Origin of the sequence: Flavobacterium cutihirudinis (assembly GCF_003385895.1) — a bacterium.
Classification (GTDB): Bacteria; Bacteroidota; Bacteroidia; order Flavobacteriales; family Flavobacteriaceae; genus Flavobacterium; species Flavobacterium cutihirudinis.
This window is the reverse complement of sequence record NZ_QRDQ01000009.1, coordinates 782628-799652: the sequence shown is the minus strand read 5'-3', so window position 1 is coordinate 799652 and position 17025 is coordinate 782628. Positions and strand designations below refer to the sequence as shown.

Sequence of the window (17025 nt, the reverse complement as noted above, 5' to 3'; positions counted from 1 at the left end):
AAATTAATGAAAGCACTTCATCTGGTTTTAATTTTTGCTTCTATAACTTCTTTGTCTTTAAATGCACAGTCATTTAAAGACAAAGAAAAAGTAGTTTCTAAACAGGAACTCAATTTTAATTCGCTCGCAACATCTTGGGATGAAGGTATTCCGCTTGGAAATGGAATGGTTGGTGCCTTAGTGTGGCAAAAAGGAAATAATTTGCATTTGTCACTTGACAGAGCTGATTTATGGGATATGCGCCCTATGAAAGGGTTGCACCGCAAAGAGTTTAGTTACAAATGGGTAGAAGGACAAGTGGAGAAGAAGGATTATGGCATTGTACAAAAATATTTTGACGAACCTTATGACAATGAACCGGCACCAAGTAAAATTCCGGGCGGCGCATTAGAATTTGATATTCAGAATTGGGGACCAGTTTCATCAGTAAGACTAACACTTAAAGATGCTTTATGCGAAGTAAAATGGGAAAACGGAACTATTTTGAAAACATTTGTACATGCTGTTAAACCGGTTGGATGGTTTCGTTTTGAAAATTTAAAAAAAGATTTTATTCCTCATTTAATTACACCGAGATATCAGGGCGAAGTAAAAGTTTCCGGAGATCCGGTAGGTGGAGATGATTTAGCACGCTTAGGTTATAAGCAAGGCCAGATAACCCAAAAAGGAAATACTATTTCTTATGAGCAGGAAGGTTGGGGAGGATTTAAGTATAACATTAGCGTCAGCTGGAAGAAAATAAACGATTCCACTATTGAAGGTGTTTGGAGTATTACGTCTCAGTTTCCTGATAAAAAGGTGAATCCTGTTGCTGAGAGTGTTGCTAAAAAGACTTTGGAAAGTGGTTATAATACCGATTTAAAAAGTCATATTTCGTGGTGGACAAAATTCTGGGACCAATCCAGTATTTCGGTACCTGATGCTTTATTGGAAAAACAATGGTATTTGGAGCAATATAAATTTGGATCAGCTGCGCGAAGAGGCGCTCCGCCAATTTCCCTTCAAGCGGTTTGGACTGCAGATAACGGAAGACTACCGCCATGGAAAGGCGATTATCATCATGATTTAAATACGCAACTAAGTTATTGGCCTTCTTATAGTGCAAATCATTTGGAGGAAGCGATGGGCTATATTGATGATCTTGAGAAAAATAAAGCTAATTATAAGCGATATACCAAAATGTATTTTGGAAATGATGGTCTTGCAGTTCCAGGTGTTACAACCCTTGACGGAACCGAAATGGGAGGATGGATTCAATATTCTTTTTCGCCAACCGTATCAGCGTGGCTGGGCCACCATTATTATTTGCAATGGCGTTATAGCATGGATCGTAAATTTTTGGAGCAAAAAGCATACCCGTGGATTAAAGACGTGGCAAAACATTTGGAACAGATTACTGTAAAGGACGAGAAAGGCTTTAGAAAATTACCAATTAGTTCCAGCCCTGAAATAAATGATAATGATATTAGTGCGTGGTTCAATCAGAATACAAATTATGATTTGGCATTAATGACTTTTACTTTTAAAGCGGCAGCTGAATTGGCAACTGAATTGGGATTAAAACAGGAAGCAAGTCATTGGAAAAAAATCTTAGATGAATTTCCGGATTATGCCCTTACAGCAAACAATGAATTGATGATTACCCCAACAATGCCATATAGCCAGTCTCATAGACATTTTTCTAATTTGATGGCCATACATCCGCTGAGTTTAATTGAATGGGAAGATGGAGAAAAATCACAATCAGTGATTAAAAATACGATCAAACTTGTAGATAAGGTCGGACCGGATTATTGGTGTGGTTATTCGTATTCATGGATGGCAAATCTTAAAGCGAGGGCAAAAGATGGAGAAGGTGCTGCTAAAGATTTAGAAATTTTTGCCAAAGCTTTTTGCCTTAAAAATAGTTTTCATGTTAACGGAGATCAGACCAAATCCGGTTATTCAAAGTTTCAATATCGTCCTTTTACATTGGAAGGTAATTTCGCTTTTGCAGCAGGTTTACAAGAAATGTTGTTGCAAAGTCAAGCTGGCTTTATAGAAATTATGCCTGCGATACCGGCAAATTGGAAAGACGTTTCTTTTACAACTTTGAGAGCGCAAGGTGCATTTTTGGTAAGTGCTTCAAAGAAAAATGGAAGTATTTCAGAAATCAAGATTGTAGCAGAGCAGGGCGGAAAAACCAAATTAAAAGCGCCTTTTAAAAATTGGATAATAGAGGGAAATCAAAACGCAAGTGCTAAACAAATTTCAGACGAATTTATAGAATTGGAATTTAGCAAAGGAGGATCGATTACTTTAAAAAATAAGGATGTAAGATAGTAATAGAATAATTTTTTGCAAGCTTCAGAGAAGCGGAATATTTATAGCTAAGTATAAATGTTTAAAACATAAAGCTCCGGAGGAGCGACATATATTTTCTACAGTCGTAATATATGTCGCTCCTCAGGAGCTTTTTTATTTGCCTTGTTTTAATTCTATAAATATTTCGCCCCGCTGGGGCTTTACGGATAATAGTTAATCCGGCAGAAAAAGCTGTTTTATGGATTGCTTTATTGAAAGTTGTAACAAATTAAGTCTTGTTTCGTCATACTAAAAACCAGTAAACCATTTAGTATGAGTGTGCAAAATGTAAAACCCGCCAGTTTAGAAGATTTTAAAATAAATACCAAAATCAAACTTTCTGCATTGTGGACTTCGGTCATGTTTTGCTACATATATGGCGATTATTTCTCTCTGTATGTCCCAAACAAAGTAGCCGATTTTATAAGCGGTCAAACCTTATTGGACTCTCCAATTAAATTATTTAGTGCCTCGGTTTTAATGGTAATTCCATCTTTAATGATATTTATATCGGTTGCCGCAAAACCAAAAGTCAGCAGACTTCTTAATATTTTATTCGGGATTATTTATACCGCTATAATGTTGTTGATTGCTTTCACGTCGATTGCACCGTGGTGGAGTTTTTATGTTTTTCTGGCAATAGTAGAAAGTATTCTTACCGCTGTGATTGTTTGGATTGCCGTTAAATGGCCAAAGGTTGTTTAATTTTAAAATGATATAATATGAGCGAGAAATCTACAATGTCGTTTAAAAACACCGGAAGAATTGCAGGACTTCTATATTTGGTCGTTGTACTTACCGGAATTTTTAGTTTAGGCTATGTTCCTTCAAAATTAATTGTTTGGGACAATCCTTCAGCAACTTTTAATGCAATTAAACAATCGGAATTCCTTTTTAGAACTGGAATTGTGAGTGGATTGGTTTGTTATACTTTCTTTCTGTTTCTGCCTTTGGTTTTATACAAATTATTAAAACCTGCTCATAAAACTTATGCTTTGTATATGGTCGTTTTGGCCGTTGTGAGTGTGCCGATTTCTTTTGTTAATATGCTTAATAAATTTGCGGTAATTTCTATAATTAACGGACAAGATTCCGTGCCAACGAAAGAAGTTCTTCAGCAAGTAATGTTTTATCTCAATCAGTACGATTACGGAAATCTTATTGTTCAGGTTTTCTGGGGACTTTGGCTTTTTCCATATGGCTATTTGGTTTATAAATCCGGAATTATTCCTAAGTTTTTTGGAGTTTTACTTATGTTGGGGTGTATCAGTTATCTGATCAATTTCTTTGGGAATTCATTATATCCTAATTATTCTCAGTTAGGAATATCTTCCATAGTACGACTTCCTGCCACATTGGGCGAAATAGGATCGTGTTTGTGGCTTCTGATAATGGGAGCAAAAGAATATACTAATCCTTCAGAAGATTCGCGTCTAAAATCGGACTCAAATCCAAATAATGAATTTGCTGGGGAATATTTAAAATAGGCTTTCGAACTAATGATTCATTGCTTATAAAATAATGAATTCCATCTTTTGTAGCAATTCCTTCAACTTGATGGAAAGGAAGTTTAAGATCAACTTTTCTTTTATTTCCCGATAAAAAATCGTGGTCTTTAAAATTGTTTAGCAGATACAAAAAAGGTTTTCCAATTTTTGAATATCCGCAAAGAACAACAAGCTTTTTTTCTTCCAGATAGGTTGCGCCGGTTACTAATCCTTTTGTGTCAAAAGTGCTTTTAAATTGAGCAATTTGACTTCCTGCTTGATTTGGCAAAACATAAATACTTGTTTTAGACGATTTCCATTGTTTTGTAAACAAATAAATACTGTCTTTTGAGGTGATAAATGCCTCGCAGTCAAAGTTGGTGTTATTTGGTTTTTGTGGCGTAAAGTCGGTTTGATCGCTGTAGCGAAAGGAAATCTTCTCAATAATTGGATTTTCGTTTAAAAATGATTTTTTATCAATTTTTAAAATGTTTAAATCAGTTCGGTTTCCGCTATAATTATTTCCAAAATCGCCAATGTATAAATAAGAACTATCCTGTGCAATTTCTTCCCAGTCATGATTAATGGCTTGATTAAGAATGATTTTTCGTTTAATTTTTCCTAAAGAATCTAATCCGTAGATTGTTTTGTCATGATCATCATTATGTGTCCAGAATAAATCATTAAAAAATACTAATCCGGAAGTTTCCTTTATAGAATCACTGATATTAATAGAATATTCAGGTTTTATTTTTAAATCTTTATAAAGACAACTTCCATTATTTAAAGTAGCTTGTTCATCGTAATTTATTGCTGCAGGATCTGTGCAGCCTGATATTTGAGAATAGGCAGAAGTTAAAACAAAGAAGAAAAAGAAAACAAAAAATCGCATTCTGATAAAAATTAAATTCTGTATTGAAAGATACAATTTTGAGTTCTTTTTTTGAGTCTAAATTTTATTTTAGAAAAAATTAGAACCTAAAAAACTGATTGTTAGCTATAACTTCTTTTAAATCTGAGATAGAATCTGATTTTACTTTTTGGTCAAAAGATTTTATATGTTTAGTATGATGAATATCAGTTCCTGTAAAATCATACATTCCTTTTTTGAGCAATTGATTTGCAATTTTATTGATTTCGCTTCCGTAATAGCCCACTAAAGCAAGTAAATTCAGTTGAAAACGGCAACCTGCTTTTTTAAGTTTATCATATTCATCGAAGTTTTTATGATAAAACGAATATCTTTCCGGATGCGCCAAAACCGGTATATATCCTGCCAATTGTATATCAAAAATAATTTTATACAACTGTATCGGAGCGTTTATGTAAGACATTTCGACCAATATGTAATTGTCTTTTAAAGTTAGGAGCTTTTCGTTTTGTAAATTGTTTTCAAACCGATCATCCATTAAATATTCGGCAGCAGCTTTAAAGGGAATTTCGATTTTTTCGTTTTTCAGGAAAAGTTTGGTTTCCTCATATTTTGAAGAAATAATTTCAGGTGAATTATTCCAGAAATAATGGCTAATGTGAGGTGTAGTAATAAATTGAGAAATACCTATTTCTTCAAAGGATTTTGCAAGCGTCAGTGTGTCAGACAAAGTTCTGGCTCCGTCATCGATTCCCGGCAATAAATGGGAATGAATATCAACATAATTTCCGCCTAAAAGATCCTTTAAGTACGGTTTTGATTTTAAAAAGGAAAACATAACTGCAAAAGTAAAGAATAGAATGTAAATCTGTTATAAGAACGGAATGACTTTTAATTTGTTTTAGAAATAAATGGCTATCTCGACTATTATTTTATATTTGTGATTATTAATACTTTAATTATTTATGAAAATAAAAGAGAATTTGTACAATCAAAGAATTATTTCTATTGATGCTTTGCGCGGAATTACCATTTTTGTAATGATATTTGTAAATGAACTTGCAAGTGTTAAAAATGTTCCGCAATGGATGAAACATATGCCTGCAGACGCAGATGCAATGACCTTTGTAGATTTGGTCTTTCCTTCGTTTTTGTTTATTGTCGGAATGTCGGTTCCTTTTGCTTTTAATGCAAGATTGTTAAAAGGAGATAGCCCAAAAACGATATGGACGCATACTCTAAAAAGAGCGTTGGCATTAGTCATTATCGGAGTTTTTATGGTAAACGCAGAATATGGATATGATGCATCAAAAATGCTGATTACACCTGCTTTTTGGGGACTTCTAGCGTATTCAATGCCAATTCCAATTTGGAATAAATACCCAAAAGATTTCTCAGTCTGGTTAAAATACATACTTCAATACGGAGCAATTTTAGTTTTGGTTGCGCTTTACTTTTTATACATTCAAGACACTGGCGAAAGAGGAATGACGCCAAAATGGTGGGGAATTCTTGGATTAATTGGTTGGGCTTATTTTTTTACAGTGGTATATTATTGGTTGGTCAACGGCAAACTATGGGCAATGATCGCTTTTCTAGTTTTTTGTGTTATCGCCAATTCAATAAACCTAACCGAAGGACATGTTTTGCACCAATTGCCTGGGTTTAGTTTTATTGCAGGTCATTTAACGCATGCAGCATTAGTGAGTGCCGGAATTGTAATTTCGCTTCTATTCTTTGATCGTAAAAAAGAGGTAAAAATCAATTGGGCAGTACTTGGCTTTATCGTTCTGTTTTTTGCCGTAGGATTTTTTCTTCGCCCTTATTACGGAATTTCAAAAATAAAAGGAACGCCATCTTGGACGATGCTTTCAGCAGGAATTTGTACAGTATTGTTTTATTTTCTGTATTGGTTAATGGAACTTAAAAAGCAAACAAAATGGAGTGATTTCTTTATGCCGGCCGCAGCAAATCCGTTATTGATTTATATTTTACCAGGCGTTATATATTATTTTAATCAGGCTTTTAATATTCATATCATTCCGGAGTATTTACGTGAAGGAGTTCCCGGGATTATTTGGTCACTTGTTTTCTCAACCATTATGTTATTGGTTATGAAAATTTGCAACAAGTTTAAGATTCAACTTCATTTATAGTTTTGATCAAATCGGTTTTTTTAACGCAGAGTGCAATAAGGTTTTTCACAAAGTGCACAAAGTTTTAATCTGTTTAATCTTTTAATCTGTGGCTAAAAAAAATAAACACAAAGTACGCTAAGGTTTTTTCTAAGTGAGTTTTACAAACTAAAAGTTCTCAAAGTTTTTTTAATAAAGCTTTGAGAACTTCAGCTAATTATTTAGCTACAACGTAAAAATCTTAGCGTACTTTGCGAAAAACCTTCGTGCACTTTGCGTTAAAATAATTCGTTTAGAGACAACCTGAAATCAGAAACCTGAAACAAAAATTATCGAATTCTCTTAAACGAAATCGGACCACTTCGATCTTTATTGTCTTTAAAAGTTCCCTCAAGCGTATTTCCGTCTTCAGATAAAACCAAAGTATGCGTTCCTGCGGTTGCCCAGCCATCAATTGGTAAAGTTACATTTACGTTATATGTAATTGTATTTCCAGTTCGTTTTCCTGTCCCACTTTCTACAAATTTTTGACCTTTCCATTCTAAATAATGCGAGAAAATAATTTTTCCGTTTTGTTCTGAAATTATGGCAACAGCATTTTGAACACCAGAATTAATATCTTCCCAAACGCCATTAATATCAATTTTTGCAGCTGCTGATTTTTTTTGGCTGTAGCCGAAATTCAAAAATGATACAGTAACAAAAAGTAAAAGAAAAAGTCTTGTTTTCATGTTTTTTAATATTGATAGGTTTCTTTCAAAGATACTTTTTCTCAGGATTTAATTTTCATTCTGTAATTCTTTTTAAAAAGAGGTTATTGTCTTGATAAAATTCTAAATTTGTAAGAATACATTCTTAAAGTCTTTTTAATGAATAGTTTAAAAATAAAATTTATCCTGTTTATAATTTTTATTTCGCCATTTTGTTACTCACAAAATGATAGCACTGCTGTGGAGAGTCAGGATATTTTAGACGTCATTCAAAAAATCTTTAAAAAAAATGATACAATAGGAGAGCGCAAAGACAGAAAATTGGCATTTTCATTATTGCCAGTTCCAGTTGGGGCAAATAATTCAAACGGACTCGTTATTTCTTTTTTGACGACTTTTTATCTTGGAGAAGATCATGAAACAACAAATATGTCGCAGGTTTCTTTTTCGCCTTATTTTAGTTTTAGCAATCAATATGTATTTCCCATTCAGTCCTATATTTATACGAAAGACAATAAGTGGAATTTCATTGGTGATTACCGCTATCTGATTTATCCGCAGTTAACTTACGGATTAGGAGATCATAATACAGAAAAAGAAATGTCAAATTTAGATTATAAACAATGGCGTTTCTATCAATTTATTACACGAAAAGTTGTTGGCAATTATCGACTGGGAATTGGTTTTCTATATGATAAATACACTAACATTTCTGAGGAATCGTATATAGATGAAGAAACCGACTATGTGAAATATATGGATGGCGATTTTTCAGATGAAAATTCTTTTGGTTTTGCTTTTCAGGGTCTGTATGATTCCAGAAAAAACATCGTTAATCCGGAACAAGGAATGTATATTGAAGCCGATTTAAGAATTAACACAAGTGGTGTAAACGGAGACAAATGGCAATCCTTGTATTTTGATGCAAGAAAATATCATTCTTTCAGTAAAACGAAACATCGCGTTTGGGCATCGAGGGCATTTTACTGGTCGACTTTTGGCGGAAAGCCACATTATCTGGATTTGCCAAGTATTGGCTGGGACCGCGACGGAAAAACAGGACGAGGTTTTACAAAAAACAGATATCGAAGCAATGCATTGGTTTATTTTGAAACCGAATATCGAACCGATATAACCAGAAATGGTTTTTTTGGTGCCGTTTTTTTTGCTAATATTTCATCGGTTTCAAAGCTAGATACATATCAATTTGATAAATGGCATCCCGCCGTTGGAACAGGAATCCGAATTAAATGGAACAAAAAGAACAATAGTAATTTGGCGCTGGATTACGGAATAAGTAAAAACGATTGGTCATTACGATTGGGATTAACAGAAAATTTCTAACTTCCCCAAAAATCATCAGTCCAAAATTTTCATGCAATTATCGGTAATCATTCTTAATTATAATGTAAGATACTTTCTGGAACAATGCGTTTTAAGTGTTCAGGAAGCCATTGCCGCGCTTGATGCCGAAATTATTGTTATTGATAACAATTCATCAGACGATTCTTGTTTGATGATGAAAGAGAAGTTTCCTTCTGTAAGACTTATTCAAAATAAAGAAAATTTTGGTTTTCCAAAAGGGAATAATATTGGAGTGTCAGAAGCACAGGGAAAGTACATCTGCATTTTAAATCCTGATACGGTTGTCGGTGAAGACACTTTCGTGAAAATTCTGGCTTTCGCCGAAGAAAAAAAAGATCTCGGAATTATCGGCTGTAAATTAATTGACGGAACAGGAAATTTTCTTCCGGAAAGTAAACGCGGAATTCCGACGCCTTGGGTTGCCTTTACAAAGATTTTTGGGTTGTATAAAGTTTTTCCAAAATCACGAATTTTTAATCGATACTATGCACAAAATTTAGATCCGAATCAAACCGGAAAAGTAGAAATTTTAGTGGGCGCTTTTATGTTTATGGAACGTACATTATATCTGGATTTAAAAGGTTTTGATGAAAACTGCTTTATGTATGCCGATGATATCGATTTGTCTTATCGTGTTTTACAACTCAATAAATCGAACTATTATTTTCATGAAACTACCGTTTTGCATTATAAAGGAGAAAGTACTGTAAAAGACGAATTGTATATGAAGCGTTTTCAGGATGCAATGAACTTCTTTTATCAAAAGCATTTTAAAAAATCGCTTTTCTTTAGTTTTTTTATTCAAGTGGGAACTTGGTTTTTCTCGTTTGTAAAAATGTTTCAGGGAAAAACGAAAATAAAAGTAGTGCCGGAAAGCTATATTTTTTATTCCTCAAATATGATTTTGTCTGAAAAATTACCTTTAATTCTAAAAAATAAAGTCCGCTTTTTAGAATTCAAAAAAGAAAAAATGGTAAATTCGTGCCTGATTTTAAAGGGTAAAAAGACAGAGATTATTTTGGATAATCAGTATGTTTCATTCAAAAAATGTATCAAAATCATAGAAACTCTTAAAGATAAGAACATTACTTTTAAGATTTTCCCCAAAAACACCAATTTTATAATTGGAAGCAATTCGCGAAATGACAGAGGTCAAATTGTAAAAATCGAGTAAAAAATTATATTTAGTGTAATTTATATTTAAATTTTTCAGTAATTTCGCAATCTGAAAATCAAAATCACCTTTTAGATTAACAATATGGCAAGATTTGAATTAAAGCTTCCTAAAATGGGAGAAAGCGTAGCTGAAGCAACTATTACAAACTGGTTGAAAGAAGTTGGAGACAAAATTGAGGCTGATGAAGCAGTACTTGAAATTGCAACTGATAAAGTTGACAGTGAAGTACCAAGCGAAGTTTCAGGGATTTTGATTGAACAATTATTTGGCAAAGATGATTTAGTTCAGGTAGGGCAGACGATTGCAATCATTGAAACTGAAGGTGATGCTCCAGTTGCAAATACAACTGCAGAAGTTGAGGTTCCTGTAGAGGCTGCTGAAATTGAAAAAACAATTGAAGCTGTTCAGGAAGTTGTAGCGGCACCTCAGGATTTTTCAGGATCTGATAAATTCTTTTCTCCGTTAGTAAAAAATATTGCTAAAGAAGAAGGTGTTTCTGTTGCTGAATTAGAAAGTATTTCAGGTTCAGGAAAAGATGGTCGCGTAACCAAAGAAGACATTTTAAAATATATTGAAGATCGTAAATCTGGTGCTGTAACAGCAAAAGTAGTTGAAGCTCCTAAAGCTGTTGAAACTCCTAAAGTGGCAGAACCAGTAGTTCAAAAAAGTCAGCAGGCAGTTCCGGTTTCAGTAAATGGCGGTGACGAAATTATTGAAATGGACAGAATGCGTAAGCTGATTTCAGGTTACATGGTAGCTTCGGTTCAGACTTCAGCACACGTACAATCTTTTATTGAAGTTGATGTAACAAACATTGTGAAATGGAGAGATAAAGTTAAAACAGCTTTCGAAAAAAGAGAAGGCGAGAAATTGACTTTTACGCCAATTATGATGGAAGCGGTTGCAAAAGCGCTGAAAGATTTCCCTGGAATGAATATCTCTGTTGATGGTGAATATATCATCAAAAAGAAAAATATCAATTTAGGAATGGCAGCGGCTTTACCAAACGGAAATTTAATTGTTCCTGTAATTAAAAATGCAGATCAGTTGAATCTTGTTGGAATGGCAAAAGCGGTTAACGATTTAGGAAACCGTGCAAAAGCAGGAAAACTAAAGCCAGACGATACGCAGGGCGGAACTTATACGGTTACGAATGTTGGAACTTTTGGAAGTGTTTTCGGAACGCCAATTATCAATCAGCCGCAAGTTGGAATTTTAGCTCTTGGAGCAATTCGTAAAGTTCCTGCGGTTATCGAAACTCCTGAAGGTGATTTTATCGGAATTCGTCAGAAAATGTTCTTGTCGCACTCTTATGATCATAGAGTTGTAGACGGAGCTTTAGGAGGAAGTTTTGTAAAAAGAGTAGCAGAATATTTAGAAGCTTTTGATGTAGATAGAGATTTCTAATCCATTTATAAATAAATTTAAGACCCGGAAAATGATTTCATTTTTCCGGGTTTTTTATTAGTAAGAAAAAGGAAAGGTAATTTTTTGGCAACGGCTGTTTTGGTTCTTTATTGAAGTTAAAATTTGAAAAATAGCTTCTTTGTGGGCAAAAAAAATATAAATAGAGGTCGGAAATTCGGCTTTAAAAATTACATTTGTAATCTTATAAAAATTAAAATGGAATTAAAACTTAACAAACCAATTTGCTTTTTTGATCTTGAAACAACTGGAATTGATATCGGTAAAGATCGTATCGTAGAAATTTCAATATTTAAAGTTTTTCCAAACGGAAATAAAGAAAGTAAAACCTGGTTGGTGAATCCGACAATTCCGATTCCTCCACAAACTACGACTGTACATGGTATTACTGATGAAAAAGTAGCTAATGAACCAACTTTTGCTGAATTGGCGCCGCAAGTTTACAATATGATTAAAGACAGCGATTTAGGCGGATTTAATTCAGATCGCTTTGATATTCCACTTTTGGCAGAAGAATTACTACGAGCAGGAGTTGATTTTGACATGAAGAATAAGGTTTCTGTAGATGTTCAGACGATTTTTCATAAAATGGAAGAGCGTACTTTAAGTGCTGCATTGAAATTTTATTGCGGAAAAAGCCTTGAAAACGCACACTCTGCGGAAGCTGATACAATGGCAACTTATGAAATCCTAAAAGCGCAATTGGATCGTTACCCAGAATTGGAAAACGATATGAAGTCTTTATCTGAATTTACAACTCGTAAAAAAATCGCCGATTTTGCCGGAATGATTGCTTTTGATAAAGATAACGAGGAAATTTTTACTTTTGGAAAACATAAAGGAGCGAAGGTTGAGAAAGTTTTAGAATCGGAGCCTGGTTATTTTAGCTGGATTCAAAATGCTGATTTTCCTTTGTATACCAAAAAAGTTTTGACAGCAATTAAATTAAGAAAATTAAATACGAAATAAGTTTTCGGTCGCAGTCTCAGTATTCAGTTTTTTACTGAGGCCTAATTCTGTGTTTTTTGAAACTGCGACTGAAAACTGCGACTGAAAACTAAGAAGAATGAAGATTATCTGTGTCGGCAGGAATTATGCCAATCATATAGAGGAATTAAAAAACGAGCGTCCAACAGAACCGGTGGTTTTTATGAAACCTGATTCTGCGGTTTTATTGAAACAGCATCCTTTTGTAATTCCTGAGTTTTCTGAAGATGTTCATCACGAAGTTGAAATCATCGTTAAGATTAATAAAGTTGGAAAATATATTGAGCCGAAGTTTGCTCATAAATATTATGATGAAATAAGTGTCGGAATTGATTTTACAGCGCGTGATCTGCAAAGTAAATTAAAAGAAAAAGGACTTCCTTGGGAAAAAGCCAAAGCATTTGATGGCTCGGCGGTTATAGGTGATTTTTTGCCAAAAACGGACTTTGTTTCTATGGAAAATCTTAATTTTGAATTACGAAATAATGCAGAAACGGTTCAAAAGGGAAATTCAGAAATGATGCTTTGGAAAATTGATGAACTGATTGCTCACGTATCGCAATTTTTTACTTTAAAAATTGGTGATATTATTTTTACAGGAACGCCTGCAGGTGTTGCGCCCGTAAAACCAAATGATGTTTTAGAAGGCTTTTTAGAAGATAAAAAATTATTCAGAATACAAGTAAAATAATGGCTTTAAAATACAACCTTTCGAAAGTGTATGCGCTTTCAGATAATGATCCTGAATTTGTAAACGAAATTCTGAAATTATTCGTTACTGAAGTTCCTGAAGATTTAAAGCAAATCAAAGAAGGAATTAAGAAGAAAGATCATAAGTATGCTTACTCTTATGCGCATAAAATAAAACCAACTTTAGATTTAATGGGTTTGAATGTGGCATTTGAGGAAATTCTTCAGGTAGAAGCCTGGACGAAAGCAGAAGGCAAGAAAAAAGATATTATCGAAACTTTCAAAAGTATTAGGGTACAAGTGAAAGATGCGATAAAAGAAATTAAAAAAGACTTTGATCTTTAAATATATAATTTGATCTATTCTAGTTAACTAAATATTGGAATAGATCAAATTTCTTCTTTAAATTTTGGGACGGTTTGTAATTTGTTAAGCCGTTAATATCATCCTCCAAAACAAAATTTAAATTTTCTATTAAAACCTTATAGTCTTACTTAATGTAAGAGATAAAAATATTTCACTGATATGAAAGCAGCAATTATTACTATTGGAGATGAAATTTTAATTGGACAAATCGTAGACACAAATTCTGCATTTATTGCTAAATCGCTCGATCGTATTGGCGTTGAAGTAGCAGAAATGCTCTCCATAAGCGACGATAAAAAGCATATTTTAGATACTTTTTCGAAACTGCAAAATAAAGTAGATGTTGTAATTGTTACAGGTGGTTTAGGTCCAACGAAGGATGATGTTACAAAAAAAACATTCTGCGAATATTTTGATGATGAGTTAGTTGTGAATCCGGAAGTTCTGGCACACGTTACACAATTGATTGAAGGCTTTTATAAAAGACCAATTTCACAATTGAATAAAGATCAAGCTTTAGTTCCTTCGACTTGTACGGTTCTTCACAATCAGGTTGGCACTGCGCCTGGAATGTGGATGAAGAAAGAAGATACTGTATTTATTTCGCTTCCCGGAGTTCCGTATGAGATGAAATATTTGGTGGAGGAAGAAATAATCCCGAAAATAGTTCGCGAATATAAGCGTCCCTATATTATTCATAAAACCATTTTAACGTACGGTCAAGGCGAAAGTTTAGTTGCGGAACGTATCGAACATTGGGAAAATAATTTGCCTGAATTTATCAAATTGGCGTATTTGCCAAATCCCGGAAGAGTGCGTTTACGCTTAACAGCAAGAGGAACTGATAAAGAAGTATTGGAAAAAGCAATCGAAGACAATGTTCAGTCTTTAGACGCTATAATTCATGATATAATAGTAGGTTACGAAGAAAATGAAACAATCGAAACGGTAATTGCAAAGTTTCTGACAAAGCAAAATAAAACCATTTCAACGGCGGAAAGCTGTACCGGAGGAAGAATTGCATCGCTTTTGTCTTCGGTGCAAGGTGCGTCAAAATATTTTAAAGGCAGTGTTGTTTCGTATGCAACAGAAGCTAAAGTCAATGTTTTGGGTATTTCGCAGGATTTAATCGATCAATTTTCAGTAGTTAGTGCTGAGGTTGCGTCGGCTATGGCTTTGAGTGTGAAAGAGATGCTTAAAACCGACTATGCAATTGCAACAACTGGTAACGCCGGTCCGTCAAAAGGTGACTCGGAAGCTGAAATAGGTACTGTATACATAGCTCTGGCAACACCAAGTGAAGTAATTGTTGAAGAATTTAACTTTGGTCAACCACGTGAAAAAGTGATAGATAGAGCGAGTATTAAGAGTTTAGAAATATTACAGAAAGAAATTTTAAAAATTGTGCAATAATTTTTTGCTACAATGGTTTATTTTTCTTTTCTTTGCACCCTGATTTTGAATAACGATAAAAGATAAGTATAATGTCAAGAGTTTGTGACCTTACAGGTAAAAGAGCGATGGTAGGAAATAACGTTTCTCACGCTATGAACAAAACTAAGAGAAAGTTTTCTGTAAACTTAGTTAAAAAGCGTTTTTATCTTCCAGAAGAAGATAGATGGATTACTCTTAGAGTAGCAGCATCTACGATAAAAACAATTAATAAAAATGGAATCACTGCTGTTTTGAAAAAAGCACAGTCAGAAGGATTTATCAAATAATCTTTTCCTAAATAAATATATAGCAAGATGGCAAAGAAAGGTAATAGAATCCAAGTAATTTTAGAATGTACTGAGCACAAGACTTCTGGTGTTCCAGGAACTTCTAGATATATTACAACTAAGAACAAAAAAAATACTCCAGACAGATTAGAGATTAAAAAATTTAATCCAATCTTGAAAAGAGTAACAGTTCACAAAGAAATTAAGTAATAATTAGAGATTTTGATAAAATCTCAAATGGTTTTTCATTTGAAGATTTATTGAATTTCAAATAACATTGAATCATGGCAAAGAAAACCGTAGCATCGTTACAAACATCTTCTAAGAGATTATCAAAAGCCATCAAAATGGTAAAATCTCCTAAAACTGGTGCATATACATTCGTAGAATCTATTATGGCTCCTGAAGAAGTTGATGAATTCTTGAAAAAGAAATAATTAACATTACAATATATAGAAAAGCTACTTTCATTCGGAAGTAGCTTTTTTATTACCTATATTTGTCTATAAATTTAAAGAATCGCAACAATTGACTCTTTTTTGAGAAACAATTGCACTTTCTTTAAAGATTTAGATTTCTGATCTGAAAATCAAGAAATCTAATAATCAAATAATCTACAAAAAAAATGAGTTTTTTTAAAAAATTATTCTCTAGCGAAAAAAAAGAGACTTTAGACAAAGGTCTTGAAAAAACAAAAACTACTTTTTTTTCAAAGTTAAGTAAAGCCGTAGCCGGAAAATCTAAAGTCGATGACGATGTTTTGGATAATCTGGAAGAAGTTCTTGTAGCTTCTGATGTTGGTGTAAACACAACTTTGAAAATTATCGAAAGAATAGAAAAACGTGTTGCCGAAGATAAATATTTAGGAACTGAAGAACTAAATCAGATTCTAAGAGATGAAATTGGTGCATTGTTATCTGAAACCAATACTGGCGAAGCGACAGAATTCGAAGTTCCAAAAGATAAAAAACCCTACGTTTTAATGGTTGTTGGAGTAAATGGTGTTGGAAAAACTACAACGATTGGAAAATTAGCATATCAATTTAAGAAAGCGGGTCATAAAGTGGTTTTAGGAGCTGCTGATACTTTCCGTGCTGCTGCTATTGATCAATTGCAAGTTTGGGCGGATAGAGTAGATGTGCCAATTGTAAGACAAAATATGGGAAGTGATCCAGCTTCGGTAGCTTTTGATACCTTACAATCTGCTGTGGCGCAAAATGCTGACGTTGTTATTATTGATACTGCTGGACGTTTGCACAATAAAATTAATTTGATGAACGAATTAACGAAAGTAAAACGTGTAATGCAGAAAGTTGTTGCTGATGCTCCTCATGATGTGCTTTTGGTTTTAGATGGTTCAACAGGTCAAAATGCTTTTGAGCAGGCAAAACAGTTTACCGCAGCTACAGAAGTTACTTCGTTAGCGGTAACTAAATTGGATGGAACAGCAAAAGGTGGTGTTGTAATTGGTATTTCAGACCAATTTAAAATTCCGGTAAAATATATTGGAGTTGGCGAAGGGATTGAAGATTTACAGGTTTTCAATAAATATGAATTCGTTGACAGTTTCTTTAAATAAATTATGATGAGTTTTGAATCTTTAAAAAATATTCCAGCTATTGCGTTTTATTTTGTGAGCGTTATATGTTTTGTTTTGGCAAATGTTTTGAGAGATAATAGTCTTTCTTTTTATTATATTTTATTAGTTCTGGGCATAGGCTTCTTCTTTATGGGAGTTCTTAAAAGAT

The 17025-nt window shown here is 33.6% G+C and carries 18 protein-coding genes; 15 read left to right on the top strand and 3 right to left on the bottom strand.

The window, feature by feature from the left end; translation table 11 throughout:
* Positions 1 to 6 precede the first annotated feature (6 nt).
* The 3 genes from BD847_RS14250 (at position 7) to BD847_RS14240 (ending at position 3830) form a co-directional block, all read left to right on the top strand.
* The gene (locus BD847_RS14250; protein ID WP_208641805.1) at positions 7 to 2322 is read left to right on the top strand and encodes a glycosyl hydrolase family 95 catalytic domain-containing protein; all 2316 of its coding nucleotides are present in this window, start codon (positions 7 to 9) and stop codon (positions 2320 to 2322) included.
* A gap of 294 nt (positions 2323 to 2616) precedes the next feature.
* Positions 2617 to 3048, top strand: coding sequence for a DUF6326 family protein (locus tag BD847_RS14245; protein ID WP_115888922.1), 432 nt, complete (start codon positions 2617 to 2619; stop codon positions 3046 to 3048).
* 17 nt (positions 3049 to 3065) lie between these two features.
* On the top strand, positions 3066 to 3830 hold the full coding sequence (locus BD847_RS14240; protein WP_244201608.1) for a DUF4386 domain-containing protein: 765 nt from the start codon (positions 3066 to 3068) through the stop codon (positions 3828 to 3830).
* Here the strand turns inward: BD847_RS14240 and BD847_RS14235 are convergent.
* Complete coding sequence (locus BD847_RS14235) at positions 3754 to 4722, bottom strand: T9SS C-terminal target domain-containing protein (RefSeq protein WP_115888921.1); 969 nt, start codon at positions 4720 to 4722, stop codon at positions 3754 to 3756. The genes BD847_RS14240 and BD847_RS14235 overlap by 77 nt on opposite strands.
* Positions 4723 to 4801: 79 nt before the next feature.
* Positions 4802 to 5539 (bottom strand): tyrosine-protein phosphatase, encoded by a 738-nt coding sequence (locus tag BD847_RS14230; RefSeq protein ID WP_115888920.1) that lies wholly within the window; start codon positions 5537 to 5539, stop codon positions 4802 to 4804.
* Between the two features lie 127 nt (positions 5540 to 5666).
* Here BD847_RS14230 and BD847_RS14225 point away from each other — a divergent pair, with 127 nt between their 5' ends.
* Complete coding sequence (locus BD847_RS14225; protein ID WP_115888919.1) at positions 5667 to 6857, top strand: DUF5009 domain-containing protein; 1191 nt, start codon at positions 5667 to 5669, stop codon at positions 6855 to 6857.
* 308 nt (positions 6858 to 7165) lie between these two features.
* On the opposite strand, the gene BD847_RS14220 is transcribed toward BD847_RS14225, so the two are convergent.
* Positions 7166 to 7567, bottom strand: a complete 402-nt coding sequence (locus BD847_RS14220; protein ID WP_115888918.1) for a hypothetical protein — start codon at positions 7565 to 7567, stop codon at positions 7166 to 7168.
* 138 nt (positions 7568 to 7705) lie between these two features.
* Between BD847_RS14220 and BD847_RS14215 the strand changes: the two genes are divergently transcribed.
* From BD847_RS14215 to ftsY, 11 genes are all read left to right on the top strand, one after another.
* Positions 7706 to 8890 carry a BamA/TamA family outer membrane protein gene (locus tag BD847_RS14215; protein WP_244201607.1) on the top strand — a complete coding sequence of 395 codons (1185 nt, stop codon included), beginning with the start codon at positions 7706 to 7708 and terminating at the stop codon, positions 8888 to 8890.
* A 31-nt stretch (positions 8891 to 8921) separates the two neighbouring features.
* Positions 8922 to 10085, top strand: coding sequence for a glycosyltransferase family 2 protein (locus tag BD847_RS14210; protein WP_115888917.1), 1164 nt, complete (start codon positions 8922 to 8924; stop codon positions 10083 to 10085).
* Positions 10086 to 10169: 84 nt separating this feature from the next.
* The gene (locus tag BD847_RS14205) at positions 10170 to 11495 is read left to right on the top strand and encodes a dihydrolipoamide acetyltransferase family protein (RefSeq protein WP_115888916.1); all 1326 of its coding nucleotides are present in this window, start codon (positions 10170 to 10172) and stop codon (positions 11493 to 11495) included.
* Positions 11496 to 11711: 216 nt separating this feature from the next.
* Entirely contained in the window at positions 11712 to 12482 is a 771-nt protein-coding gene (locus BD847_RS14200; protein WP_115888915.1) for a 3'-5' exonuclease, read from the top strand.
* A gap of 97 nt (positions 12483 to 12579) precedes the next feature.
* A complete protein-coding gene (locus tag BD847_RS14195; RefSeq protein ID WP_115888914.1) occupies positions 12580 to 13191 on the top strand; it encodes a fumarylacetoacetate hydrolase family protein in 612 nt (203 codons plus the stop codon).
* Complete coding sequence (locus BD847_RS14190) at positions 13191 to 13535, top strand: Hpt domain-containing protein (RefSeq protein WP_115888913.1); 345 nt, start codon at positions 13191 to 13193, stop codon at positions 13533 to 13535. Before BD847_RS14195 ends, BD847_RS14190 begins: the two co-directional genes overlap by 1 nt.
* A gap of 180 nt (positions 13536 to 13715) precedes the next feature.
* Positions 13716 to 14969 (top strand): CinA family nicotinamide mononucleotide deamidase-related protein, encoded by a 1254-nt coding sequence (locus BD847_RS14185; protein WP_115888912.1) that lies wholly within the window; start codon positions 13716 to 13718, stop codon positions 14967 to 14969.
* Between the two features lie 71 nt (positions 14970 to 15040).
* A complete protein-coding gene (gene rpmB / locus BD847_RS14180) occupies positions 15041 to 15277 on the top strand; it encodes a 50S ribosomal protein L28 (RefSeq protein WP_008468080.1) in 237 nt (78 codons plus the stop codon).
* Between the two features lie 27 nt (positions 15278 to 15304).
* Positions 15305 to 15487 carry a 50S ribosomal protein L33 gene (gene rpmG, locus BD847_RS14175; protein ID WP_008253902.1) on the top strand — a complete coding sequence of 61 codons (183 nt, stop codon included), beginning with the start codon at positions 15305 to 15307 and terminating at the stop codon, positions 15485 to 15487.
* A gap of 74 nt (positions 15488 to 15561) precedes the next feature.
* Entirely contained in the window at positions 15562 to 15714 is a 153-nt protein-coding gene (locus tag BD847_RS14170) for a DUF4295 domain-containing protein (RefSeq protein ID WP_008468081.1), read from the top strand.
* A gap of 188 nt (positions 15715 to 15902) precedes the next feature.
* Positions 15903 to 16856: a signal recognition particle-docking protein FtsY gene (gene ftsY / locus BD847_RS14165; RefSeq protein WP_115888911.1), complete on the top strand. Its 954-nt coding sequence runs from the start codon at positions 15903 to 15905 to the stop codon at positions 16854 to 16856.
* Positions 16857 to 17025: the final 169 nt, after the last annotated feature.